The following is a 24,799-nucleotide window of genomic DNA, read 5'->3' on the forward strand; positions in this document are numbered from 1 at the left end:
GTCGATGGCGTCGACATATCAGCTTTATATGTCGAAATTATTGTGTTTTATCGACATATAGATATCTCATGTCGAAATTATGCCGTTTCATCGACATATAAATGGCATGTGTCGATGCGGTGTACATATCAATTTTATATGTCGAAATAATGCCCTTTCATCGACACATCTAATTCTCATGTCGAAATTATTGTGTTTTATCGACATAATACCTGCTTGGTCAATTACTCGCTTTGATTAGGATTTAACCCATGAATTGGTGCACCGATACGCCTTATAACCAGCTCCCACTGTTACCACCAGAGAGTGAACAGATTGAAACTGTCGCAATTTTAAAAGCCTGTATTAAGGCGCGTGCTGCATTGGCTGAGTTGAAGCAGGCGGGTGAGTTGCTACCTAATCAAGGATTGCTGATTAATTTACTCCCTTTATTGGAAGCAAAAGACAGCTCTGAAATTGAAAATATTGTGACTACGACAGATAAGCTGTTTCAGTTTTCAGATGATGAACACAATGCTGACCCAGCGACCAAAGAGGCTTTGCGCTATCGAACTGCATTACGAGAGGGTTTTGTTGATCTGCGTCGGCGGCCATTGTGTACGAATACAGCGATTGAAGTATGTAGCGCATTAAAAGGCTCGCCGATGGATATCCGCCGTATTCCAGGTACTACTATTGGTAATCAAGCCACAGGAGAAACGATTTATACGCCACCTATTGGTGAAGCCGTTATCCGCGACTTATTGAGTAATTGGGAACAGTTTATTCATGCTGAAGATGATCTTGATCCCTTGATTAAGATGGCCATCAGTCATTACCAGTTTGAAGCGATTCACCCATTTTTTGATGGCAACGGCCGGACAGGGCGTATTCTCAATGTGCTTTATCTGATTGATAGAGAATTGTTGACCTTGCCAATCTTGTATTTGAGTCGTTATATCGTACAAAACAAAGCAGATTACTATCGCTTGCTCAACGAGGTCACAGGGCAGGGTAATTGGGAGGAATGGATTCTATATGTGCTCAAAGGTGTTGAGGAAACCTCACGCTGGACACATCAAAAAATAGTAGCAGTGCGTGAGTTGATGGAAAACACCACGGCGTACATTAAGGACCAATTACCAAAAATTTATAGTCATGAGTTGGTGCAGGTATTGTTTGAGCAGCCGTATTGCCGTATTGCTAACTTGACTGATAAAAATATCGTACAAAGACAAACTGCATCGAGCTATTTAAAGCAGTTGGCCGATATCGGCGTTGTTACTGAAGTGACAACAGGTAAAGAAAAACTCTTTGTGCATACGAAACTCATGCGATTGATGTCTCAAGATAGCAATCAAGTTCAGCCCTATGCGCTTATGTCTTCAACATAAAACCAATGTTAAAGACTGTATAAGGACAAAACCCTGCATTTCATCCCACGCTGTTTTATGATGACTGCATTGATTATTAGTGGAGGTTGCTATGCAAGGTCACCCAGAAGTTGTTGAGTGCTTAATAAAGCTGCTACGCGGAGAGCTCGCAGCACGTGATCAGTACTTTCTCCATTCGCGCTATTACGAAGATTTTGGCCTGACGCAGCTGTTCACCCGCATCAATCATGAGATGGAAGAAGAAACCCAGCACGCCGATGATATTTTGCGTCGCATTCTGTTTCTGGAAGGCACACCAGATATGCGCCCCGATGAGATTGACCCAGGCACAACTGTCACTGAGATGCTGCGTAAAGATTTAGCTCTGGAATACAGCGTGCAGAAAAACCTTGTCGATGCCATGGCACTGTGTGAGAAACATGGTGATTATGTGTCGCGCGATATGCTGTTATTACAACTGCGCGACACCGAAGAAGATCATGCCTATTGGCTAGAAAAGCAATTGCGCTTGATCGAGATGCTGGGTTTAGAAAACTACCTGCAGTCGCAGATTTAAATACGCGCGCTTAACAGCAAACAATTGATATTGAACTGAGCCATGCCTTGTGTGTGCGCTCAGTTTTTTTGTTTATGGGACGCATAAAATAAAAGCATCTTTTGTGGATGCTGTTCGCCTTTAAACAAGATGAAGCGCTTAATCCAGAGCAGATAGGTTTTTCAGTTTTTAACGCATAGCCTTTTTGCCGCATTGCTTGGCTAATAGCATTAAGAAAAGGGCTGCTAGACATTTTGATACTCCTTTATCAAAACCAACTTCCTGTGCCTCACTGTAGCTGTTAGAAAGTAATGTGCACAGATTCTCACTGATTAATGCACACTTAATGCCCTTAGCACTGAGCTTGAGCCAATAAATATAAAGGGTTAGCGCTTTTGCAGAGGTGGTTAATATGCACTCACTTAGAAAGATGTGAGCAAGCACGAATTGCTGCAAGCAGCTATCTTGCTAAGGACGGAAAAGCTGCGTATAAACAATGTCTTACTGTTAAATCAACTAAGTAGACTTAGCGGCGAAACGCGCATGCTTACTAATATAGCGTTATATTTTCTTGACCGCACCTGTTAACCGGTGCTATTAATAATGCCTGTTCCGTTTTGGAGTATGCATCATGCAAGTCAAGTTTTCAGAAGACGTCGTCCCTCTCTCGGACCTAAAGATTAACCCTGGAAAAGTGGTCAACCGAGCTCAGGATACACATCGCCCAATCTTGCTTACAAGCCGAGGTCGTGGCGTAGCTGTGGTTCAAGGGCTTGAGGAATTCGAGAGAACTGCCGAGGAACTTCGGTTTGTTAAGGCTGTGGCGCAAGGTCTTATGGATGTGCGCGAGGGCAACACTGTTTCTCTGACTGAGGCAAAGAAAGCACTGGGTATTGGTTAAATGGAACTACGTATCGCACAGTCTGCTCTTGAGGATTTGCAAGATATTCAAGCGCACTATATTGAGGAGGGTGTGGCGCATATCGGTGATGAATATGTCGTTGCTATTCTGGAGCATGCCGAAATACTGGTGCCTCACCCTGATGCCGGCCGAATTGTTCCTGAGTTTGGTTCGAGCCATATCCGAGAGATAATCCATGCGCCTTTTCGAGTTGTTTACCTGAGACAAGAAATCGAGGTTGTACTCATTCGAGTCTGGCGAAGTGAGAGGCAGCTTGAGTTGCCCGAAAGCTAAATATAACAAATGGCTGTTGTCGGACGCGCCTACGCTTCGCTCCGGCACGCCGCAAAGCCGAGCGTTAACCCATCTCCCCAGCAATCTTGCAAAAGTCCGTCAATGACGTATATTGGTTGGCATGTTTACCATCATCGAAACTCCTACATTTGAGGCGGATGCCAAAAAAATCTGGACTGAGGAAGAGCGAAGCGCTTTTTTTGCCTGGCTTGCAGCAAGTCCGGAAATTGGCGACCCCATCCCAGGTAGTGGCGGGTGTAGAAAGGTTCGTTGGTCGGTAGCGGGTTCAGGGAAGCGTGGTGGAGTGCGAGTTATTTACTTCACCAAGTTGGCAAATGGTGAGATCTGGTTGTTAGTGATCTACAAAAAAGCCGTCAGGGGCAACATACCCGCTCATATCCTGAAGTCGATCCGTGAGGTATTGGAAAATGAGTAATGAAATTCTGAGTGGTGAGGAGCTTGGCAACAAGCTACTTCAGTCCGTCAAAGAAATGAAAGCAGGCAAAGCCGCCCGAACCAGCCGTGTGGAACCCAATGAAGTAGCAAAGGCACGGGGTAAAACAGGCCTGACGCAGATAGAGTTTGCTGAAGTGCTGCATATTTCTGCGCGTACGCTACAGGAATGGGAGCAAGGTCGTCGTGAACCCTCTGGCCCAGCAAAAGCACTCATCGAGATTGCTTCCCGCCATCCTGAGGTCATCCGGGAAGGCCTCGAACTACGGGGTTAACAAGCGGCTGTTGTCGGACGCGCCTACGCTGTGCTCCGGCACGCCGCAAAGCCGGGCGTTATAAATCTAGGAGGTCGATTTGTATAAAGTAGAGCGAGCAATATTTCCTGCTGACTTAGATGATGTCCTTGATTTATATCGAGAGTATATCGGCAGCACATCAGTTGACCTTGGATTTCAAGGTAACGATGAAGAGTTTAAATGCTTATCAGATAATTATAGTTCCGATGAATCTAAGATTTTTTTAGCGAAAACCAATGAAACGCCTGTTGGCTGTGCGGCATTCCGAAAAGTAGACAATCACACCTGTGAAATGAAGCGGGTATATGTTCGTCCAGCCGCTCGTGGAAGTAAGCTGGGAGCGACGCTGGTTGATATCATATTGGAAGAAGCAATAGAGAGTGGCTATAAAAAAATATGCCTTGATGTCTTACCTGAGTTCAAAGCAGCTTTAAATTTATATAAGTCTTACGGGTTCGTTAGTCATCCGCCAGTGACGAATAATCCAGTTCCCAGTACTCAATTTCTCGGGCTTGATTTAGAGCTTTATAACAAGAAATTGCAGCGGATAAGCCGCTGAATGCGGCGTTAGCAGTTGCACTACTCCTTCCGTATCTTGTAGGCTGAGTAAAAAGGGGGTAATTTATACTCATGGAAGAATTTGAATTCGACGAAGCCAAAAGTCAGGCAAATCTGGATAAGCACGGTATTGATTTCGTGGCGGCTCAAGAGCTATGGAAAGATCCGCATTTGCTGGAAATTAGAGCAAAATCAGAGGATGAGCCAAGGTTTGCATTGATAGGCAAGGTTGGTGAAAAGCACTGGTCGGCTGTCGTCACGTACAGGGAAGGTCGTATTCGTCTGATTTCAGTCAGGCGTTCTCGTAAGAAGGAGGTTGAGTTCTATGAAAGCTAAAGACTTCGACAAAAAATTCGACGAAGGTCAAGAAGATATTATTGAAGACCTTGATTTGTCCACCGCCCGTCGTACTAATCTCAAACAAAAACGAATCAACGTGGACTTTCCCGCTTGGGTCGTAGAATCATTGGATCGTGAGGCTGCGCGCATTGGTGTTACCCGCCAATCAATCATCAAAGTCTGGCTGGTTGAGCGTCTTCAAGCAGAAACTGCTAACAAGCCGCTCAATGATGACGCCGTAGGCGGCGCACATTAGCGGAGCGTTAGCTGTGATTGCCTTACCCGTATAGTGATACTATAGTGTCACTGTTAGTCTTGATCAGGGTGCGTCCATGAAAGTTGAGCTTGTTACAAACCTTAAGCGCCAAGCCACAAAAATCTTGGCAGATCTGCGTTTGTCCAAAGAACCGGTACTGATCACTGAACATGGTCAGCCATCCGCTTATCTCGTTAATGTGCAGGATTACGAGTTTATGCAGCGTCGGCTTGAGCTGCTTGAGGGGCTCTCACGGGGAGAGCGCGCTGTACTTGAGGGAAGAACGTACAGTCAAAGTGAGGCTAGGGAGAAAATGAGTAAATGGCTGAAATAATCTGGACGGAGCCAGCCCTTCAGGAACTGGATGCTCTCGCGGAGTATGTTGCGTTGGATAATCCTGAAGCGGCCAGCCATTTGGTCGAAAAAGTGTTTGATAAAGTTGAGCGTCTGGAGAATTTTCCCCAATCTGGACGGGTTCCTCCAGAACTGCCCAATTCCGTATACAGGGAAGTAGTAGTGCCTCCGTGTCGCATTTTTTATCGAGAAGATGATAAGCGGGTTCTTATCCTATATGTCATGCGAGAGGAGCGGCAGCTTCGCGCTTACATGCTGGAGAGCAGCTAACCAGACACGGCACGCGGATGCCTTTGTCTCCGCTTCGCTGCGTAAAAGTCACCGGTGTGCTTCGGCGTTAGAAATCACTAGAACTAGGGAAGTCGTATGGAACTTGAAATTACAGTGGTAGATGCTTTTACAGACTCTGTTTTTGGCGGGAACCCAGCAGCAGTAATCGTTACGAGTGAATGGCTATCCGACGATTTAATGCAATCCATAGCGGCAGAAAATAACCTTTCTGAAACAGCTTTTTTAGTTTTAGCTGATGCATCAACATACCAGATTCGATGGTTTTCGCCTCTCACTGAAATCGATTTTTGCGGGCATGCAACTTTAGCTTCAGCCTTCGTCTTGTTTAACAAAAAACCTCAATTAGCAAGCATTAAATTTTCAGCTAAGGCAGTTGGAGAGCTACTAATCGAGAAAACTGAAACAGGTAAGATTCAGATGGACTTTCCAAACACCAAGCCTGAAAAGCTCAAAATTATCCCTGATAACTTGGTAGCCGGCCTCTCTATCCCACCGGTGGACGTCTATTGTAACTCGCAGGCCTATTTCGTGATTTATGAGTCCGAGTCTGACGTATTGTCTGTGCAGCGTGATAACGAGATCTTAAAACAGCTTAAGCCACTTGATGTTGTCGTTACATGCAAGTCTGAATCCAAGGATTATGATTTTATGTCAAGGTACTTTTGGCCTGCGAATGGCGGCGATGAGGATCCAGTCACAGGTTCAATTCACACCGGCCTAGCACCGCTTTGGGCTGAACAACTTGATAAAAATGACCTGATTGCATATCAAGCCTCAAAGCGAGGTGGTGTGCTCAACTGTTTGGTGTCGGGCGACAGAGTGATTATTTCTGGCAATGCGGTTCAGTACTTGAGTGGAACTATCACAGTGTAGCGCCACAAATTTCTAACAAGGCCAGGCGCGACGACGTCTTTTTCGTTGTGGCTTTGCCTTCACTACAAAGCCGCGCATGCTGGCGGCGTTATGTACTGAATACAGACCCTATGCGACCTAGAGATATAGCTGGGACCGGCACTCCAGACGCGCGACCCATTCAGGAGGCTTCCTTCCAACTCAAGGTGTTTCTAGGCTCAGTGTCAGCACGCCCGATTGTTGAGAGAAGTTAAGCTGTTCAAGCACACTGACAATTAAAACGCTTCGCATCCCGTCTTGTACCCCCTTTCGGGCGAGGGTTTGCGGTGTTTTTGCTAAATGCTCTTTTATCTAGAACGTTTTCCGCAGATTAAAATGTTGCGCTGTACTGAGCCGAGCCATCCAGCGCACAGGATTGATGATTAACTCCACAAAGCAAGGCTGTATGATAAGACTTCGCTTTCACAAAGAGGAAGGCGCGGATCTGCATCCGCTCTACTACTATGGGGCCAGTTTAAATCATGAATTTACCCATTCGCCAGCGTGTTAGCCAGTATATGGATGCCCGTCAGCAGCATCCGGCTTGGCGCTTACTGGTGTCGCCACGTGCGCCTTTAATGCTGGGCTGTTTAACGGGTCTATTTGCTAATCAAAGTCGCGAAGGCGGCATTGCTGAAGAAGATGCGTTGCAGGCATTGACACAGATGCTACTGGAGTTTGCCAATCACCCTGATTTTAAAGTGGATGTGGATAATCCGCAGCAACAGGCCGGTCGTGAGTTGCGTGAATGGATTAAGCGGGGCTTGGTGGTTGAGCGTGGGCAACGCTTGTATGAAACCGATGCTTTAAATCGAGCAGTGCAATTTATTGACTCGTTGGATAATCGCATTATGACCTCCACCGCCTCGCGTTTGTCTGTGGTGCAAGAGCAAATTCGCAAGCTAGAAACCGGTTTGGATGCTGATCCGGTGAATCGGGCCGATGCCTTGCGAAGCCAAATTGCTCTGTTACAGCAAGAGTTAGCCGACGTTGAGGCGGGCAAGGTTGAGGTCTTATCAGAGGCTGCAGCGGTGGAGGCGATACTCGAAGTTTATGATTTGTCCAGTACACTTAGTGCAGATTTTCGGCGCGTAGAAGACTCGTGGCGTGCCGCGGATCGCATACTGCGCCAGAGCATGATGGCTGAGGGCGTGCACCGAGGTGATGTCTTAGAGCAGTTGTTAGACGGACAAGAAAATCTGCTCAGCACGGCCGAGGGTCGGGTGTTTGACAGTTTTATGCAACAGCTGGGCGAGTCCAGCGAATTAAAGCTGATGACTAAACGTATCCGCAATATTTTGACGCATCCGGCAGCAGAACATGCGTTGAACAGACAGCAAATGCTTGAATTGCGCTGGCTGCGGCTAAAACTGTCTGCTGAAAGCCAAATGGTGTTGCGTGCACGCTCCCGTAGCGAACAGGATGTGCGTGGCTTTATTAAAAGCGGACTGGCGGCTGAGCATCATCGGGTCGGCTTGCTGCTCAATGATATTATCGCCCGTGCTCACACCTTGGACTGGTCGGCTGCCAGTTTGCGGCGTGCACCTGCGGCTTTACCACCACTAGGCGTAGCGCTAGGTAATGTGCCAGTGCCAGAGCGGCTGCGCTATAAAGTGCTCGATGATGACACTGATACCACCCCAGATTTCACCCCCACAGATGAGTCGTTAGCCCAGCTCGATGATGAGTTCTGGTTAGCGTTTGAGGGTTTAAACCGTGAGCAAATGCTGCGCGATACGCTGGAGGTATTGGCTCAGCATGAGAGGCCCATGACCTTAGCGGAGCTCGCTGGCCATTTGCCCATGACCTACGATCTAGAAACCCTTAGTTTATGGATTGGGATGGCACGTGAAGCAGGCATTGAAATCGCTGAAGGGCATGACCTGTTGACGTTTGAAGATGCCGACGGTAACCACTGGCAGTATCGCTTGCCGATGACTCGATTAGACAGTTCTGCGCTGGCAGACATAGACTGGGACCTATAAAAATGACCAATATTTTTGACCAGATGACTGCACGATCCCCAGCTGAGCAAGAGCTGGAAGACGGTGAAGCCCAGACAGCAGAGCAAGGTGTAGAAGCAGAGTCAGCGCGTACTGCACAGCGTTTGCGTGAGGCGGTGCAGGCGTTGCTCAGTGATGGTTTGCTAGAGCAGGCGCACAAACCTAACCTGTATCGTACAGCCATGCATGAGTTGCCACAGCTCAATGCGCTTTTAGAACCGCTGGACTTGCAAGCCCGCGTGGATGATGTGCGCGGCTTGGTGTTTTTGCGCGTTTGGCGTGATGATCAAGCAACCGTTGAGGATGACTGGTCACACCCATTGGTTAGGCGTCAGCGCTTGACGTTAGAGCAGTCGGTGCTGCTGGCTTTTTTGCGTCAGCACTTTGTCAGCCATGAGCAGGACGCTGGACTGGGTGACAGTAATGCTTGGGTCTCCGTGGATGAGTTAGTGGCCTTAATGAGTGGTATAATGGGCGACAGCGGCAGCGAGAGCAAAGAGAGAAGCCGTCTACTTACCCTGCTCAATCAATTGAAAGCGCACGGCGTAGTAACTGATCCAGACAGCCATGGGCGGGTGCAGATTCGCCCGTTAATTGCCCATTTAGCCAACCCGGAAACCTTGGCCGCTTTGTTGCAACAATTGCTTGAACACACTGCGGATGCAGAAAACAGGGAGGAGCAGGCATGAGCGACCAATCGACGTTGCACTTAGAGCCAGGCTATCGTTTGCAGCAACTGGAGCTGTATAACTGGGGTGGTTTTGATGGTTATCACAGCGCCGATATCGACCCAGCAGGAACCGCCATTGTAGGACCGACAGGCAGCGGTAAAACAACCTTGGTGGACGCCTTGATGACGCTGCTCGGCAGCAATCCTAAGTACAACCTTGCCTCAACTGGCGGACATGAAAGTGATCGCGATTTGGCGTCCTATGTGCGTGGTGTGGCGGGTGCTGGTGACGGCAGTGGCGGACAAACACACATTGCCCGCCCAGGCAAAACAGTCAGCGGTATCAGTGCCACACTGGCCAGTAGCGATGGCGAAGTACGCCTAGCTGCCGTGTTTAGTTTTGATGGCAGCAGCTCAGCGGCAGCAGATTTACAAAAAATCTGGCTGTTTGCAACTGGGCCGCAGCAAAACTTGCAGCATTGGCTCACCCTCTATAGCGAGGGCGGCTTGCGGGCGTTGCGTCAGTGGGCCAAAGACAGTGAAGGGCTGTGGCTTTACGCCAACAATAAACGTAATTATCTGGCCCGTGCACGTGGTTTTTTTGAAGTGCGGGAAAACGCCTTTAACCTGCTTAATCGCGCTGCCGGACTCAAGCAGCTCAACAGCATTGACGAGATTTTTCGTGAGTTGGTGCTCGATGATTGCGCTCAATTCGCGCGGGCCAAAGAGGTTGCCAACAGCTTTGATGACCTAACGGCGATTTATCAAGAAATTGAAGTGGCGCGCAAGCAAATCGCGGCGTTGTTGCCGGTACAGCAGTATTGGCGCGAGCATCAGCAGTTGAGTGAAGACTGGCAGCAACAGCAACAACGCTGTGAACATTTTCCGCTCTGGTTCGCTCTCCACAGTCACCAGCGCTGGCAGGCAGAGCAGCAACGCCTGCAACAAGCGCAAGACCTAGCCAGCAGTGCCGTTGATGAGGCAGATGCACAGCACGCACAACAGCAGCGCCTGAATGAACAGCTGCATGCCGAATACCTACAGTTGGGCGGCGACTCTATCAAGGCGCTGGAAGAGAAAAAAGCCGATCGACAAACACTCAGGCAAGAGCGTGAACGGCAGGCGCGTAATTACCAAGCAATGGCCACCGCACTACAGCTTGATAACCGTATCGAGCGAGGTGTTTTGCAGGCGAGCCAAACACAGCTACAGCAATCCTTACCGGGTTGGCAGCAAACAGCAGGCAAATTAACAGAACAGGCTTTTGAGCAAGGCGTTACTCAGCGTGCTTTAGGGCAACAGCTTGAGCAGCATAAAGATGAGTTAGAGGATGCGCTGCGTCATCCTGCGTCCAATATTGCACCGTCTTATCGCCAGTTACGTACCCAGCTCGCTGACGCCTTGGGTATAGATGAAGAACTGCTCCCTTTTGTGGCTGAGCTGGTACAGGTCAAACCCGAAGAACAGGCATGGCGAGGGGCTATTGAGCGGGCACTGGGCGGACATCGCTTGCGCCTGTTAGTACCAGAAGCGCAGATGCAGCAGGCGCTCAGCTGGGTGAACAGTCGCGATAATCGTCTGCATGTGCGCTTATTGGAAGTGAGGTCAGTAGAGACAACAGCGCAGTTTTTTGCCGATGGATTTACTCGTAAATTAGACTATAAACAGCACCCCTACCGTGAAGCGGTGAAGCACCTGCTGGCCGGATTGGACCGCCATTGTGTCACTGATGTGAGCCTGTTACGCCGAACTGAACATGCGATGACCATTGAAGGCACGCTATCGGGACGCAGTGGCTTTTTCGACAAACAAGACCAGCGTAGCCTGGATCAGGATTGGCAGACCGGCTTTGATAACCAAGACCGTTTGCGCCAGCTTAAGCAACAAGTAAAGCACAGTGAAGCAGAGCTTAATGCGGCCAGTGCAGCACTTAAACAGGCACGAACTCACGCTGATGATGCAAATAATAGGCTTAAACTGGCTGAGCAGTTTTTGCAGTTAAGTTTTACCGAGATTGATTATCTGTCGGTGCAAAAAGAGCTGGATGTGATTCAAGAGCAGCTGGCACGCATGACCGCTCCAGACTCAGATCTAACTGCCGCCCGTCTAGCCTATGAGCAGGGGCAAACACGCCTGGCCGAGCTGGATGTGAACAAGACCGAGGCGCACAAGGCTTTAGCACGCTGCCAAGAGCAAGGAGTGAATGCTGCTAAACAGCTTAAACAACTGGCGGATAAGTTGGTAGGTTTAGCCCCCTTAGCCCATGCAGCCGAGTTTGCTCAGTTTGTTGCTAAAGTAGAGCAATGGGAACTATTAGAACTGCCACAACTTGAACGTGAGATTCACAACGAACTCAGCAATAAGCGCGACCAATTAGCCAGACGACGCGGGCAAAAAGAAACTGACCTAGGCAAGGCGATGACTAAAGCGCAGACCTTAGACCACGGATATTTAGCAGAAGTGGCTACAGAGTTGCAGGATGTACCTGAGTATTTAAAGCGTCTACAACAGCTAACAGAAGAGGATCTACCCGCTAAACAGCAGCGTTTTAAAGCCTATCTTAACCGCTCGTCAGAGGATGGCGTACGCCAGTTAATGAGCGAAATCGAAGATGAGGTTCTGCGGATTGATGACCGCTTAGAAGACGTCAACAACACCTTGCAACGCGTTGATTTTCAGCCAGGGCGTTACTTGCAAATAGTTGCAACTCATATTCAGCATGAAAGCCTGCGCACCTTCAATGCGGCGCGGGATAGGCTTAATAGCGCCCGCTTTGTTGAAGATGAGGGTGAAAGCCATTACCAAGCCTTGCAAGCCATTGTCACTTTGCTACGTGATGCCGCAGAACGACAGCGTACCCAGCCCGCTAAAGCCTTACTTGATCCGCGTTTTCGACTGGAATTTAAAGTGGCGGACATTGATCGTGCGACTGGCAAGGTAATTGAAACCCGCAGTGGCTCACAGGGCGGCAGTGGAGGCGAAAAAGAAATTATTGCCTCCTATGTACTGACAGCATCCTTATCTTATGCGCTCTGTCCAGATGGCAGCCGTTATCCATTGTTTGCCACCATAGTGCTGGATGAAGCCTTTTCGCGCAGTTCGCAAGCAGTGGCGGGGCGGATTATTGCAGCACTGGCTGAGTTCGGCTTGCATCCGCTATTTGTCACGCCCAACAAAGAAATGCGCTTGTTACGCAACCACACCCGTTCAGCGATAATTGTTCATCGCCGTGGCCTGGCGTCCAGTCTGACGTGTTTAAGCTGGGAGAAGTTAGACGAAATGGCACAAACACGCTTACTTCATGGGACTGCGCATGAAGTCACCCACTGAGTTAGCGCAACAACTGACGCGTCAATGGCACAATAATACGTTGCGTGCCCAGCGGTTATTGACGCCAGAGCCTTGGCCGCTCAAGTTCGTCATTGGTAAGCCGACGGCAACCCAGGTGCTGCAGCAGGCCGCCAGTGTTCAGCAACATATTCAGAGCTGGCGACAGGTCAGCGTGGGGCAGGTTGTGTTTGAGCACAAAAGTTACCGGCGCTTGGCTGAGACAGTGGAGCTACCCAGCTACTGGCAAATTAATAGCCCGAGTGAGTGGGTGCAGGCCTGCCAGGATGCAGCCGTGCGCCATGAATTTGCTGTGTTAAGCCAGCTCATTAGTGCCAGTGATTCGTGCATGCACGAGCTGCTAGTGCGTGAGCGCAGCCTGTGGCGACATAAGCCGCTTAACGAACTGCTCGACACGCTAGTGCTGGCAGGGAAACTCACACCCGGCTGTGCACAGGGGCAGCCGTTGCGGTTATTGTCGGGATATGGTGTGGATACCAAGTTTGTTGAACGTCACCAAACCCTGTTGCGCCGCCTACTGGATACGCGTTTCGCAGATGCAGCGAGCGAGCAAGGGTTGCTCAATTTTCTTGATGCGCTGGATGAAAAAGACCATTGGTTATTGGTGCGACCATTGGCAGAGGGCTTGTTGCCTTTTCAGCGGCTGCGCATTGCCAGTACTGAGCTGGCACAAACAGCGTTACCGGCTACACGTATTCTATTGGCCGAGAACGAACGCTGCGAACACCTACTACCGCCACTGCACGACTGCATTGCGGTACTGGGCGCTGGCTTTGACTTGGCATGGCTAGCCGGTCAGGCGCTGGAGGGCAAGCAGCTGTATTACTGGGGTGATTTGGATACTTGGGGGCTGGCGATGCTGGCACGCGCTCGACAGCTGCGCCCCAACCTACAAGCCGTGATGATGACGCAAGAAATTTTTACTGACTATGCTGATTTTGCAGTTCACGAGCCACAGCGTGCGGGTCGCTTTGACCTGTCATCCCTAATGGCCAGTGAACAGAAATTATTTAATCACCTGCAGCAGCAAGAAAAAGGCCGCCTAGAGCAGGAGTTTATTCCCCTTGAGCGCGTACACGCAGAAATCGAAGAACAGATCACCTAGTTACCCATCATCACACACAGGAAATGTCATGAAACTAAAATCTCTTACCCTCACAGCCCTGCTTTCGCTCGTTGCTATAGCGTCACAAGCGGCTGATGGCTTGATTTCGCTAGCGCCACAGTGACCATGGATCGGCAGGAAGACATAGTCAAACAGGAGGGGCTGAATGTCTTTGCCAGGATCGACCACGCGGCAGGCGCAGCCAAAATAGGCAAGACTCTTCGCCCTACTGAACTGCTGATCTTCGGAAACCCACAGGGTGGAACACCGTTCATGGAGTGTGCTCAGTCTGTCGGCATTGATCTCCCCTTGAAAGCACTGATATGGGAAGATCCAGCTGGTCAGGTCTGGATCAGTTACAACGACCCTGAGTACTTGGCAAAGCGCCACGCAGTTCCAGCCTGCTCAGTTGTACCGAACCTTAAAAAGGCCCTGTCAGGGGTTGTTGAAGAAACTGTTGCCAAGTAAGCCGCTCGCTATTGGCTTTTGCTTAGCTCAAACGTTAGCACTATGGAAACTACACGTATGTCCGCAGTTACAGAATTAGATGAGTTGTTGCGCTCAATGGAGCCACAATTACTGGAGTCAGAGTTTGTTTTTTGTACAGTTCCTGGCCCGCTAGTTGATTATGTTTCGCTTAATCCAGTCGCAACATTTCTTGAGGCCGAGGGCTTAACTTTAGTCTTGGAGAAGGATGTCGCGCAAAACGCTGGCTTGCAGTTTGAAGGTTCATTTTGTCAAATTACTTTAACTGTCCATTCAAGTCTTGAAGCTGTAGGTTTAACAGCGGCTGTATCAGCCAAATTAGCAGCGCAAGGTATAAGTGCTAACGTTATTGCAGCGTATTACCACGATCATATTTTTGTGCAATCGGCTAAGGCACAAATGGCACTTTCAGCATTGAAGGCGCTGAGCGCATAGCATTGCTAACACGTCGCGCAAGCTTTGGACGAAGTAAGCTACGCCGTTTAGTTCAGCGGCAGGTATGTTATTAAAAATGAGGGCGGCATAACAGTGAAAGGCAAAGCTGCTTGATGGAAGGATGATAAGGGCTTCGGCTTCATCACGCCTGAAGCTAAAAACGAACAGGTTTTCTTCCACATCACAAGCGTTAAAATGCAAACGTATGCTGCGGGGTAAAGTTGCCAATTACCGTGACTACGAGCCAGGCAGCGGTTTTTATAAGGCGCAGCAGCGCTAGCTCGCACCACTGTGTGTAGCGTGAGGTGCAATGGTGTTATCAAAAACGATTTACCTCGCAGCAGCAGATGCACTTTTATTGATCCATGTTCTATTTGTGGCTTTCGTCACTGTGGGTCTTTTTCTTATTCTTGTGGGCAGGCTTTTTTTATGGACATGGGTAAGAAATCCTTGGTTTCGAGTAGTCCACCTGACCGGCATTGTGGTTGTTGTTTTGCAATCATGGCTAGGTGTGATCTGTCCGCTCACCGTATGGGAGATGCAATTTCGCTCAAAGGCTGGTGAGGTTGTGTATGCAGGAACTTTCATCTCGCATTGGCTAGGCGAGCTTTTATACTTTGCAGCACCGGACTGGGTGTTTATAGTGTGTTACACCTTATTTGGCTTGTTGGTTGTTCTCAGCTGGTTTTGGGTTCGCCCTTTTCCATTTGCCAAAATGAATAAGAGTGAAAATACTTAACAATCGATCAAGTTTGTTCTGAACTTGCGAGCATTTGCTACATACCACAAGCGTATCAATTATCTGGGTTGCTTCAGCGTCAGCTGGCGCAGCACCAGTGCATTGCTGATATAGCTGTTTGCTCTTGGCATGCTACTCTGATGCAAACCTGATGTATGAGGCGGTAGAGTTTCGCTAGGCTCAAACCTATGCCAATGTGGTGCGTTGGCGCAATGGCTGACCAGCGACTCGGAGTCAAGCAAGGGTGGGTGGCGAATCACGCTTGCAATGAGCTATCGTCTTGGTTGCATGAGCGCAACCATGCCAGTAACTTTGAGCTGCACACCTGGAACACACTCAACAGTGAGACATTTTAAGGAGCAAAAATGGCTGTACCTACGGCGTTAACTGAGGACCAGATTTATCACCGCTGTCCGCTGGAGAAACTGGACTTTGACACTACCGAGAAGCTGGAAGATCTTGAGCTGCCGTTTGGTCAGGAGCGCATGCTACGGGCTCTGGAATTCGGGGCCAGCATAGCTGCCAGTGGCTTCAACCTGTTTGTTCTGGGCCCTACGGGCGCGGGCAAGCATGAATTGGTCAAGCAGTTTCTAGCCAAACACGCTGCTGAGAAGCCGGTGCCGTCTGATTGGTGCCATGTGTTCAATTTCCAGCAGGTCGATAAACCGAATGCCATTGAGTTACCGCCGGGTGATGGCCGAAGCTTCAAGAGTGACATGGATGATTTGGCCAGCGAGCTGAAAACGGCCATTCCAGCTACTTTCGAAAGCGAGGAATACGAGTCCCGTATTCAGGAACTGCAGGAGGAGGTGAACCGTCGTCAGCAGAAAGGTCTGTTGGTCATTCAGGAAGAGGCGAAGGCCAATAATATAGCCATGCTTAGCACATCTTCCGGCTTTGCTTTCGCCCCTATGCGCAAGGGTGAGGTGATCGAGCACGAGGAATACAAAACCTTCTCAGATGAGGAAAAAAAGCTGATTGAAGCTAAGGTTGAGGAGCTTCAGAAAAAGTTGCAGCAGACCATTCAACAAGTTCCGCGTTTACGCAAAGAGGTGCGGGAGCGCATTCGTGCACTGAATGAAGAAATGGTGCAGCTCACATTGGGTGGCCCTATTGGTGAGTTACGCGAGAAATGGGCCCATGTACCTGCGGTAGTGGCTCATCTGGATGCAGTGCGTAGCGATGTGGTTGAACACGCAGATGCATTTCAGGACAGCGAAGAGGGCGCGCCCGGTGGGCTGCTGAAACGCTACCGGGTCAATCTTTTGGTGGATAACGCCGAAACTCAGGGCGCGCCTGTGGTCTACGAAGACCTGCCCACCCATCAGCATCTGACCGGACAGATCGAGCACCGAGCCTATCAGGGCAATTTGTATACCGATTTTACTCTGATTCGTGCGGGCTCCCTGCACCGAGCCAATGGTGGCTACTTGATTTTGGACGCGCGCCGTATTCTTACCCAGCCTCTAGCCTGGGAGAGCCTCAAGCGTGTTCTTTTTTCCGGTAAAATTCGCATTGAATCGCTGGAGCGTTTATATGGTTTGGCGACCACCGTCAGCCAGCAACCAGAGCCGATTGCGCTGAACGTGAAGGTGGTGCTGCTGGGCGACCGTATCCTGTATTACCTGTTGGCCCATTATGATCCGGATTTTCTTGATCTGTTTAAAGTAGAAGCAGACTTCGAGGATGACTTGGACCGCGATGATGGCAGCTATATGCTTTATGCGCGGATGATTGCCACCATGGCTCGGGCTTCTGAGTTAAAAGCGCTCGACAAGGCTGCAGTGGCGAGAGTGATTGAACATGCCAGCCGTTTGGCCAGTGACCAGAAAAAGCTCACAGCCCATGACCGAGTGTTGAAAGTTCTGCTTGCCGAGGCAGATCATTGGGCCGCTCAAGCAGGAAAAAGCCTGATCGCTGCTGAGCACGTACAACAGGCCATTGATGAGCGGGAATACCGCGCTAGCCGTATTCGCGAGCGCAGCCTTGAGCAGATTCGCAGGGGAGTAGTAATGATTGCTACCGAAGGCGAGCAAGTGGGGCAGGTCAACGGCCTTTCCGTGTTGCAGATTGGTGCCACGCGCTTCGGTCAGCCCAGTCGCATCACGGCTACTGCGCGCCCCGGTAAAGGGCAAGTGGTGGATATCGAGCGGGAAGCCAAGCTAGGTGGGCCGATTCACAGCAAAGCGGTGATGATTTTGTCGCGCTTTCTAGCCAACCGTTATGCGCCTATGAGTGAGCTTTCGCTGTCTGCCAGCTTGGCGTTTGAGCAGTCCTACGGTGGCGTGGAAGGCGACTCCGCATCTGTAGCAGAAACCTGCGTATTGCTCTCCGCTATTACTGGTGTGCCTTTAAAACAGTCACTGGCAATCACTGGCTCGATGAACCAGCATGGCGAGGTGCAGGCTGTGGGTGGCGTAAATGAAAAAGTCGAAGGTTTTTTCAATGTCTGCGCACAGTCTGGAGGCGTGAATGGCCAGGGGGTACTGCTTCCGGCCAGTAATGTCGAGCACCTGATGCTTAACCAGCAGGTGCAAGGTGCCGTACGCGAAGGGCGTTTCAGCATTTATCCACTCAGTCATATCGATCAGGCCATTGAGTTGATGACAGGCATGCAGGTTGGTCTTCCTGATGCCGATGGTGTTTACCCAGAGAACAGTTTTAATAGGCTGGTGGCCGAGCGGTTGGCGCAGTTTACCGAGGTCAGCAAGAAAAAAGATGATGATCCAGCAAACGATAGCGGAGGCAAGGGTGACGACTGATAAAGCACAAGCACCCATGTCGGCCGGTCGCATACTGGTGTTGCTGGATGGCTCACGCCTGAGCCTTGCTGCGCTGGAAGCCGCTGCCGAGATTGCCGCGGCGCGTAATGCTGACGTTGTGGGTATCTTCGTAGAAGAGATCAACCTGCTGCGCACGGCTGGATATGGCTTTGCCCAAGAAGTGGGTGGCAGCTCTGGATTGGCGCGTCCGTTAAAGATGGCTGCATTGGAGGCGCGAATGCGGGTGCTGGCAGAGCAGGCCCGTCGCTCGCTGCAGCAGACCATGGATCGCCGTGGGCTGACTCAGACTCTGATGCTTTGCCGGGGTCAGGTGGCTGAAGAAGTGTTGAATCTGATGCGGCCCGATGACCTTGTGGTGCTAGGGCGGGTCGGCAGGTCCTGCGTCCTTGGAACTCAATTGGGTTCCACCGCTCGAGTTCTATTGCGGCAGGCCCCAGGTGAGGTGCTGCTGTGGACTGAACCTCGGCCCCAGCACCAGCACCGCGTGGTGGTGCTGCTCAATCATGATCAGGTCGGCAATCAGCGCGCGATACGCGTAGCGGCCGAGCTGGCTCGTCGTAACAAGCAGCCGCTGAGTGTGCTGCTGCGTAGCAAGTCTGAGGATGAACAGACGCAGGTGCAGGCGATACTGACTTACTTGCAAGGTGAAGGTGTTGCTGCTCGGATCAAGTCTATAGCCACGGCCAGTGCCAGCGCCGTTATCAGAGCTGTGCAAGAAGAAGATGCCAGCCAGCTGGTTGTCAGCCGTACTAGCAGTATCTTTGCCGACCAAAGCGCGGAGGCTTTGTTGTCGGAATTGAACCTGCCGATTACGGTTACGCCCTGAGTAGTTTCAAGTTGCATAGCTGCGTTTTACATCAAAGGACTGAGTGTATTTTATGTTGCCTTTCAAAAGAACTTTCATATTTATACTGGCGTGCTCAGGGTTCGGGATTGCGGCTGCCGATACATTCCCCGAAGATTATTTGAATGCTGTAACTGTTGAGGCTCGCCAAGGCGTTGTTATTGATGTTAGCCCGCTAGCGGAAGGGGAGATGGATCAAGTCGAGTTTGCTGGGGGGCTTATCTATATTTACCGGCGGACTGCTCAAGATCTTAAAGATCTTGAGCGTTCTGCTGCTACGACAACTGTCAGTGCTGAGGATTACCTCTTGTCTGTACGTCAGGCGTACGGGTCTTCCATCTCGTCAGTGTGGGCGCGTTTATTGCTGCTTGCTGAGAAATAACTAATTTATACACATAACAACTTCATACAGGGTTTGATTTATGCGGCTACTTCTAACTTTAGCGCTTGCTATTCTAACAGGCTGCTCAATGATTCCTTATGACACACCAGAGGCTCGCGCTAACATACAGCGCGACCTAAACGTTCAGCCACAAGAAATAATTGGTATTACTGAAACCAATTGGTGCGCATATAATTATGGTGATTCTGCACGATGTCGAGCAGTTCAAGGCTTAGGTGTATTGACAACAAAAGGCCTTGTTCTCAGCGTATATGAAAACAAAACCTATTATCGAGTTTTTACACTAAAGGCCGAAAATACCCGTTGCACGCATACTATTACCAGCAAAAATACAGCTGAGATATTTTATGCGTTCACAGATAATCAAGCTTTTATGCTGGCCCCAATAACACCTGGCGGGCAAATGAACTTACCAATGAAAGTAAAAATATATGACTACCTAAGCAGCCAAGGCGCGAAGAAGTTGATTGGTAGCAATGTGGTCTTAATTAAAGATACAGGCGAGATTGCATACAGCGATTCAATAATTCTGACCGTTGCTACGCCTTCACCCTTTCCTAGTTCGAGCCCGATCTACATAATGATCAATCCTTGCGACGCCTAGCTAGAGACTCAAATCGTTTGCTTTTTTCATTGTAGCCTCGCGTACTGCAGCAGCTTTAACTTGAGGGTTATGTCTCAGGATCGTATGAACTCTACAGTCATAGAAAAAGATAATCTGATACTAAAAAGCATCGGAGCAGCCGAAATTGCCAGCCGCAGGAAAAGGTTTGGCGGTCATTTATTAACGAGGTTTATCCAGATAGCCTAATGGCGGCTACAGTGGAACGTTAGAGGTACGTATGAATTATCGTCTCGCGCTGACAGTTATTGTGATGCTTTTTATTACAGGTTGTGCAAGCCCTGTTAGATTCGTTGGTATGAGCGTTGGAGACCATGTTGTTCGGAAGGATGTTTATAAGCACGTAGCATTTTTTTTTCGAGCTCAATACGGTTGTTCAAAGATAGATACTATATACACAAAGCCTACCCATATAGCCCAAACAGAATCGGGAGTTTTCATTCAAGCTAGAGAACTATGGGCAGTGCGCGGTTGTAATAAAGAGGCAGTCTACGATATTCGATTAAAATCAGATGCCAACCGCGAAACAGATTTCACTGTCAGCACGTTTAATAAAGCCTCTAATTCACAGTAAGTCAGTCAGTGGGCTCATTGTGGGCAAGGAGTGAAGGTATCGTATGGCCAGAAAGCGATCCTCCACGTCGTTGTGATGTGTCGCGGATGGACACAATGGTCTGTTATTAAGCTGAGCCCGTCTCGGGTACACCTTCTTGGCAGATCGCTGCGATGGCGTCGGCAGCACGTCGTAGCGCAGGTAAAAAGGCAAGGGCTTGCTCGCGATTAACCCGCATAATCGGGGCCTGCATAGCTACACCGATATTGGATACACCGTTTGGATTGGACGCCAGCACGGCAATACACAGCAGGCCAGGCAAAAACTCTTCGTCGTCAAAGGCATAGCCTTGTTGTTTGACCATCTCAATTTCCAGCTCTAAAGCCTGATGATCGGTCAGGGTGTTGTGGGTGAACTTCTTCAGCGGCATATCAGCCAGCAAGCGGCGGCGTTGTGCTGGCGCCATTTGTGCAAGGAACAATTTGCCACTGGCTGAGCAATGTACTGGCACTCGTGAACCGGGATGCAAATAAAAGCGCAGCGGCGCTGGTGTTTCCACCCGATCCAAATACAAAACTTCACCGCCAGACAGGGCAGTAATGTTGCAGCTTTCACCGATTTCTTGCACCAGCGCTGCCAAAATAGCGTGGCGCGCGCCGCCGATGGTGTCGTTAAGTAATAGGTTTTCAGCCAATCGGCGTAGGCGCACCGCGCGACTGTAGTGCCGTCCGTCGGCTTCTCGCTGCAACATTCCAGAGCTTTCTAGTTGCTGCAACATGCGATGCAGGGTGGGCTTGGGAATACCTGTTTCTTCCACCAGTCCCTGTAGCGTAACGAATTGATCTTTCTCAGAAATAACCTCTAACAGTGCTAACAGGCGCTGTGTTGGCGTGCCACCTTCAAAACGTTTTTCACCCGAATAGGTATTGCTCATAGTGTCATCCTCTTGATGGGTGTGATTATGTTTTATTTCGAAAAATAAAGCAATTTGTACTAATTTGTGAAATCTGTGTTGACTGCAGGGTCAGATGAGGCTAGATTTAACTCACATTCCGTTTTTCGGAATGATTTGTACAATAAAATGAATTTTTAGACGATTAGCTTTGATGCTATCTCGGAGATCACTCATGAGCACTAACAACAACAATACAGATACTCGTCAGGTCGTTGAAGGCAAGCAGAAGATGACACCTTCTGAAGCGTTTGTAGAAACGCTGGTGGCTAACGGCGTAACTGACATGTTCGGCATCATGGGCTCGGCCTTTATGGATGCCATGGATATTTTCGCCCCAGCCGGCATTCGCCTGATTCCAGTTGTGCACGAGCAAGGATCGGCGCACATGGCAGATGGTTATGCCCGCGTATCCGGTCGCCACGGCGTACTGATTGGTCAAAACGGCCCAGGTATTTCTAACAGCGTTACCGGTATTGCTGCTGCATTCTGGGCGCACAGTCCAGTTGTTATCATTACCCCAGAAACAGGCACGACGGGTATTGGCTTAGGTGGTTTCCAAGAGTGTAACCAGCTACCGATGTTCCAAGAGTTTGTAAAATATCAAGGTCATGTGACCCACCCAGCACGTATGGCTGAATACACTGGTCGTTGCTTTGACCGTGCTATGTCTGAAATTGGCCCAACTCAGCTCAATATTCCGCGTGATTACTTCTACGGTGAGATTGAGTGTGAAATCCCAGTGCCTTCACGTATTGATCGTGGGCCTGGTGGTGCGAAAAGCTTGGATGAAGCAGCAGAGCTGCTGGCCAATGCCAAGTTCCCAGTGATCATCTCCGGTGGTGGTGTGGTCATGGCCGATGGTGTTGAGGAATGTAAAGCACTGGCTGAACGTCTAGGTGCGCCAGTAGTAAACAGCTACCAGCACAACGACTCCTTCCCAGCTAGCCACCCGCTGTGGGCAGGTCCTCTGGGTTACCAGGGTTCTAAAGCGGGTATGAAACTGATGGCTAAAGCTGACGTGGTTCTAGCTTTAGGTACTCGTCTTGGCCCGTTCGGTACCTTGCCACAGCACGGTATGGACTACTGGCCGAAGGATGCGAAAATTATTCAGGTTGATGCCGACCATAAAATGCTGGGTTTGGTTAAGAAAATTGCTGTGGGTATCTGTGGTGATGCCAAAGATGCTGCGGTTGCTTTAACTGAGCGTCTGCAAGAACGTGATTTGGCTTGTGATGCGAACCGTGATGAGCGTGCTGAGCTGATTGCTAGCGAAAAAGCAGCATGGGAGAAAGAGCTGGACGAGTGGACGCACGAAACTGACCCATTCAGCTTGGATGCCATTGAAGAAGCGAAAGGTGAAACGCCATTCTCTGGTGGTTCCTACCTGCACCCGCGCCAAGTATTGCGCGAGCTTGAAAAGGCCATGCCAGAAAACGTGATGGTCTCAACCGATATCGGTAACATCAACGCCGTTGCACACAGCTACTTGCGCTTTGAGAAGCCACGCAGTTTCTTTGCACCAATGAGCTTTGGTAACTGTGGTTATGCCTTCCCAACCATTATGGGGGCTAAAGTTGCTGCACCTGAGCGTCCAGCGATTGCCTATACCGGTGACGGTGCTTGGGGTATGAGTTTGATGGAAACCATGACTGCAGTGCGTCATGACATTCCTGTCACAGTGGTGGTGTTCCACAACCGTCAGTGGGGCGCTGAGAAGAAGAACCAAGTTGAGTTCTACAACCGTCGCTTCGTTGCTGGAGAGCTGGAAAACCAGAGCTTTGCTGAAATCGCTCGCGCGATGGGCGCTGAAGGCATCACCGTTGACCGCATCGAAGATGTTGGCCCAGCGTTGAAGAAAGCCGTTAATATGCAGATGAACGAAGGTAAAACAACGATCATCGAAGTGATGTGTACCCGCGAGCTGGGCGATCCGTTCCGTCGTGATGCACTGAAAAAACCAGTACGTTTACTCGAGAAGTACCAAGACTACGTATAACGTAAAAGGTTTTACTAGATTGACTTCCCCCTTCACCCCCAGCATTGCTGGGGGTTTTTTTGTTCGGGCCTTATCAGTTGTATTCGGTAGGCTATACAGGCCTTAAATCAAATACTTAAGGAAACACTGAACAAACCCCAAGCGGGCTGCAGCCTTTGGTAAAATAGTCCAATCCGTAATTAGTATCGAGTCCACAGTCATGCAAATCACTTTCGCCGAAGCCGAGTTCGTCAGCAAAAAGAAGCAAACCCGTAGGGATCGACTGTTGATGGACCTGGAAACTCTGGTGCCTTGGTCTGTTCTGGAATCAGTGATTGAGCCGTACTATCCGAAATCTGACGGCAAACGAGGTCGTCCGACTATGGGGCTTTCTCGCATGTTACGTATGTACATCCTACAGCAGGTCATGGGGTTTTCCGATGAAGGAACTGAGGATGCCGTTTATGACAGCGCAGCAATTCAGCTGTTTATGGATATTGATCTTGGGCGTGATGCCGTGCCGGATGCGACCACTTTGTTGCGTTTTCGTCGTCTGCTGGAAACTCACAGCTTGACTCAACAAATTTTTGCTGCGGTCAATTACCAACTGGCGAGCAAGGGCTTGTACCTCAAGGAAGGCACGGTGGTTGACGCTACAATTATTGCCGCACCACCTTCCACCAAGAATAAGAGTAAAAGCCGTGATCCGCAAATGCGCTCCACTAAGAAAGGCAATCAGTATTACTTTGGCATGAAAGCTCACATCGGTGTTGATGCGGCTAGCGGTTTGGTGCACACACTGGTCACCACTGCGGCCAACGTGCACGACGTGAACCAAGCTCATGCTTTGCTACACGGCGAGGAACAGCAGGTATACGGTGATTCTGGTTATCTGGGGGCTGACAAACGGGAAGAAAATAAGGATAAAGATGTGGAGTGGGTGGTAGCCATGCGCCATGGAAAGCGTCGAAAGCTGCGCGATAGCGGCACAGAAGAAGGTCAACTGGCTGACAAAATCGAAAAATTAAAGAGCCGGATACGCGCCAAGGTTGAGCATCCCTTTTACTGGGTCAAAGTGCACTTTGGTCACCGCAAGACTCGCTACCGTGGCTTGGCGAAAAACACAGCCCATCTCTATAGCCTGTTTGCCTTGGCAAACCTGTTCTTGTCGAAGCGATGTATGCCGTTGGCGGGATAAATCCGCCTAAAAACCGGTAAGCTGCCGGGAAAAGCAGCAAAAACGGGTAAAACTGCTGATAAAAAGGTTTTTTATGGCCCTGAAGTTGAAATTTAAGAGCTGAATTTTAAATCCGCATGGATTGGCTGGTTTGATTGGT

The 24,799-nt window shown here is 49.7% G+C and carries 27 protein-coding genes and 1 pseudogene; 27 read left to right on the forward strand and 1 reads right to left on the reverse strand.

Features of this window, described 5'->3' with window-relative positions:
• Positions 1–251: 251 nt before the first annotated feature.
• The 25 genes and pseudogenes from fic to FXF61_RS14525 all read left to right on the forward strand — a co-directional run bounded on the left by fic (position 252) and on the right by FXF61_RS14525 (position 20,553).
• Positions 252–1,373, forward strand: a complete 1,122-nt coding sequence (gene fic, locus FXF61_RS14400; RefSeq protein ID WP_151185899.1) for a protein adenylyltransferase Fic — start codon at positions 252–254, stop codon at positions 1,371–1,373.
• Between the two features lie 91 nt (positions 1,374–1,464).
• Positions 1,465–1,929 carry a bacterioferritin gene (gene bfr / locus FXF61_RS14405; RefSeq protein ID WP_151185900.1) on the forward strand — a complete coding sequence of 155 codons (465 nt, stop codon included), beginning with the start codon at positions 1,465–1,467 and terminating at the stop codon, positions 1,927–1,929.
• Positions 1,930–2,539: 610 nt separating this feature from the next.
• Positions 2,540–2,809 (forward strand): type II toxin-antitoxin system Phd/YefM family antitoxin, encoded by a 270-nt coding sequence (locus tag FXF61_RS14415; RefSeq protein WP_151185901.1) that lies wholly within the window; start codon positions 2,540–2,542, stop codon positions 2,807–2,809.
• Positions 2,810–3,103 (forward strand): type II toxin-antitoxin system RelE/ParE family toxin, encoded by a 294-nt coding sequence (locus tag FXF61_RS14420; protein WP_151185902.1) that lies wholly within the window; start codon positions 2,810–2,812, stop codon positions 3,101–3,103.
• Positions 3,104–3,224: 121 nt separating this feature from the next.
• The gene (locus FXF61_RS14425) at positions 3,225–3,539 is read left to right on the forward strand and encodes a transcriptional regulator (RefSeq protein WP_151185903.1); all 315 of its coding nucleotides are present in this window, start codon (positions 3,225–3,227) and stop codon (positions 3,537–3,539) included.
• Entirely contained in the window at positions 3,532–3,831 is a 300-nt protein-coding gene (locus FXF61_RS14430; RefSeq protein ID WP_151185904.1) for a DNA-binding transcriptional regulator, read from the forward strand. The genes FXF61_RS14425 and FXF61_RS14430 overlap by 8 nt, the downstream gene beginning before the upstream one ends.
• Before the next feature lie 79 nt (positions 3,832–3,910).
• Positions 3,911–4,411, forward strand: coding sequence for a GNAT family N-acetyltransferase (locus FXF61_RS14435; RefSeq protein ID WP_151185905.1), 501 nt, complete (start codon positions 3,911–3,913; stop codon positions 4,409–4,411).
• A gap of 71 nt (positions 4,412–4,482) precedes the next feature.
• Complete coding sequence (locus tag FXF61_RS14440) at positions 4,483–4,746, forward strand: BrnT family toxin (RefSeq protein ID WP_151185906.1); 264 nt, start codon at positions 4,483–4,485, stop codon at positions 4,744–4,746.
• Complete coding sequence (gene brnA, locus FXF61_RS14445) at positions 4,736–5,005, forward strand: type II toxin-antitoxin system BrnA family antitoxin (RefSeq protein ID WP_151185907.1); 270 nt, start codon at positions 4,736–4,738, stop codon at positions 5,003–5,005. Before FXF61_RS14440 ends, brnA begins: the two co-directional genes overlap by 11 nt.
• A gap of 76 nt (positions 5,006–5,081) precedes the next feature.
• Positions 5,082–5,339 (forward strand): type II toxin-antitoxin system Phd/YefM family antitoxin, encoded by a 258-nt coding sequence (locus FXF61_RS14450; protein ID WP_151185908.1) that lies wholly within the window; start codon positions 5,082–5,084, stop codon positions 5,337–5,339.
• Complete coding sequence (locus FXF61_RS14455) at positions 5,327–5,629, forward strand: type II toxin-antitoxin system RelE/ParE family toxin (protein ID WP_151185909.1); 303 nt, start codon at positions 5,327–5,329, stop codon at positions 5,627–5,629. The genes FXF61_RS14450 and FXF61_RS14455 overlap by 13 nt, the downstream gene beginning before the upstream one ends.
• A 96-nt stretch (positions 5,630–5,725) precedes the next feature.
• A complete protein-coding gene (locus tag FXF61_RS14460; RefSeq protein WP_151185910.1) occupies positions 5,726–6,523 on the forward strand; it encodes a PhzF family phenazine biosynthesis protein in 798 nt (265 codons plus the stop codon).
• A 500-nt stretch (positions 6,524–7,023) separates the two neighbouring features.
• Complete coding sequence (locus FXF61_RS14465; protein ID WP_151185911.1) at positions 7,024–8,526, forward strand: DUF3375 domain-containing protein; 1,503 nt, start codon at positions 7,024–7,026, stop codon at positions 8,524–8,526.
• Between the two features lie 2 nt (positions 8,527–8,528).
• Complete coding sequence (locus FXF61_RS14470; RefSeq protein WP_151185912.1) at positions 8,529–9,233, forward strand: DUF4194 domain-containing protein; 705 nt, start codon at positions 8,529–8,531, stop codon at positions 9,231–9,233.
• A complete protein-coding gene (locus tag FXF61_RS14475) occupies positions 9,230–12,544 on the forward strand; it encodes an ATP-binding protein (RefSeq protein WP_151185913.1) in 3,315 nt (1,104 codons plus the stop codon). The genes FXF61_RS14470 and FXF61_RS14475 overlap by 4 nt, the downstream gene beginning before the upstream one ends.
• Positions 12,528–13,667: a DUF3322 domain-containing protein gene (locus FXF61_RS14480; protein WP_151185914.1), complete on the forward strand. Its 1,140-nt coding sequence runs from the start codon at positions 12,528–12,530 to the stop codon at positions 13,665–13,667. The genes FXF61_RS14475 and FXF61_RS14480 overlap by 17 nt, the downstream gene beginning before the upstream one ends.
• A 126-nt stretch (positions 13,668–13,793) precedes the next feature.
• A complete protein-coding gene (locus FXF61_RS14485; protein ID WP_151185915.1) occupies positions 13,794–14,135 on the forward strand; it encodes a DUF302 domain-containing protein in 342 nt (113 codons plus the stop codon).
• Between the two features lie 57 nt (positions 14,136–14,192).
• Entirely contained in the window at positions 14,193–14,588 is a 396-nt protein-coding gene (locus tag FXF61_RS14490; RefSeq protein WP_151185916.1) for an ACT domain-containing protein, read from the forward strand.
• A gap of 129 nt (positions 14,589–14,717) precedes the next feature.
• Positions 14,718–14,807, forward strand: a pseudogene (locus tag FXF61_RS15365) (cold shock domain-containing protein); the annotation flags it as partial.
• Positions 14,808–14,898: 91 nt separating this feature from the next.
• The gene (locus FXF61_RS14500) at positions 14,899–15,327 is read left to right on the forward strand and encodes a DUF2784 domain-containing protein (protein ID WP_151185917.1); all 429 of its coding nucleotides are present in this window, start codon (positions 14,899–14,901) and stop codon (positions 15,325–15,327) included.
• A gap of 365 nt (positions 15,328–15,692) precedes the next feature.
• Positions 15,693–18,089, forward strand: a complete 2,397-nt coding sequence (locus FXF61_RS14505; protein ID WP_151185918.1) for a Lon protease family protein — start codon at positions 15,693–15,695, stop codon at positions 18,087–18,089.
• Positions 18,079–18,936, forward strand: coding sequence for a universal stress protein (locus tag FXF61_RS14510; RefSeq protein ID WP_218571817.1), 858 nt, complete (start codon positions 18,079–18,081; stop codon positions 18,934–18,936). Before FXF61_RS14505 ends, FXF61_RS14510 begins: the two co-directional genes overlap by 11 nt.
• A gap of 52 nt (positions 18,937–18,988) precedes the next feature.
• Positions 18,989–19,336, forward strand: coding sequence for a hypothetical protein (locus FXF61_RS14515; RefSeq protein WP_151185919.1), 348 nt, complete (start codon positions 18,989–18,991; stop codon positions 19,334–19,336).
• An 88-nt stretch (positions 19,337–19,424) separates the two neighbouring features.
• Entirely contained in the window at positions 19,425–19,961 is a 537-nt protein-coding gene (locus FXF61_RS14520; RefSeq protein WP_151185920.1) for a hypothetical protein, read from the forward strand.
• A gap of 238 nt (positions 19,962–20,199) precedes the next feature.
• A complete protein-coding gene (locus FXF61_RS14525) occupies positions 20,200–20,553 on the forward strand; it encodes a hypothetical protein (RefSeq protein ID WP_151185921.1) in 354 nt (117 codons plus the stop codon).
• Positions 20,554–20,659: 106 nt separating this feature from the next.
• On the opposite strand, the gene FXF61_RS14530 is transcribed toward FXF61_RS14525, so the two are convergent.
• Entirely contained in the window at positions 20,660–21,466 is an 807-nt protein-coding gene (locus tag FXF61_RS14530) for an IclR family transcriptional regulator (RefSeq protein ID WP_151185922.1), read from the reverse strand.
• Positions 21,467–21,659: 193 nt separating this feature from the next.
• Between FXF61_RS14530 and xsc the strand changes: the two genes are divergently transcribed.
• A complete protein-coding gene (gene xsc / locus FXF61_RS14535) occupies positions 21,660–23,483 on the forward strand; it encodes a sulfoacetaldehyde acetyltransferase (RefSeq protein ID WP_218571818.1) in 1,824 nt (607 codons plus the stop codon).
• Between the two features lie 199 nt (positions 23,484–23,682).
• Positions 23,683–24,660 carry an IS5 family transposase gene (locus tag FXF61_RS14540; RefSeq protein WP_151183574.1) on the forward strand — a complete coding sequence of 326 codons (978 nt, stop codon included), beginning with the start codon at positions 23,683–23,685 and terminating at the stop codon, positions 24,658–24,660.
• Positions 24,661–24,799 lie beyond the last annotated feature (139 nt).

Source organism: Pseudomonas sp. C27(2019) (genome assembly GCF_008807395.1).
In the GTDB taxonomy this organism is placed as follows: Bacteria; Pseudomonadota; Gammaproteobacteria; order Pseudomonadales; family Pseudomonadaceae; genus Denitrificimonas.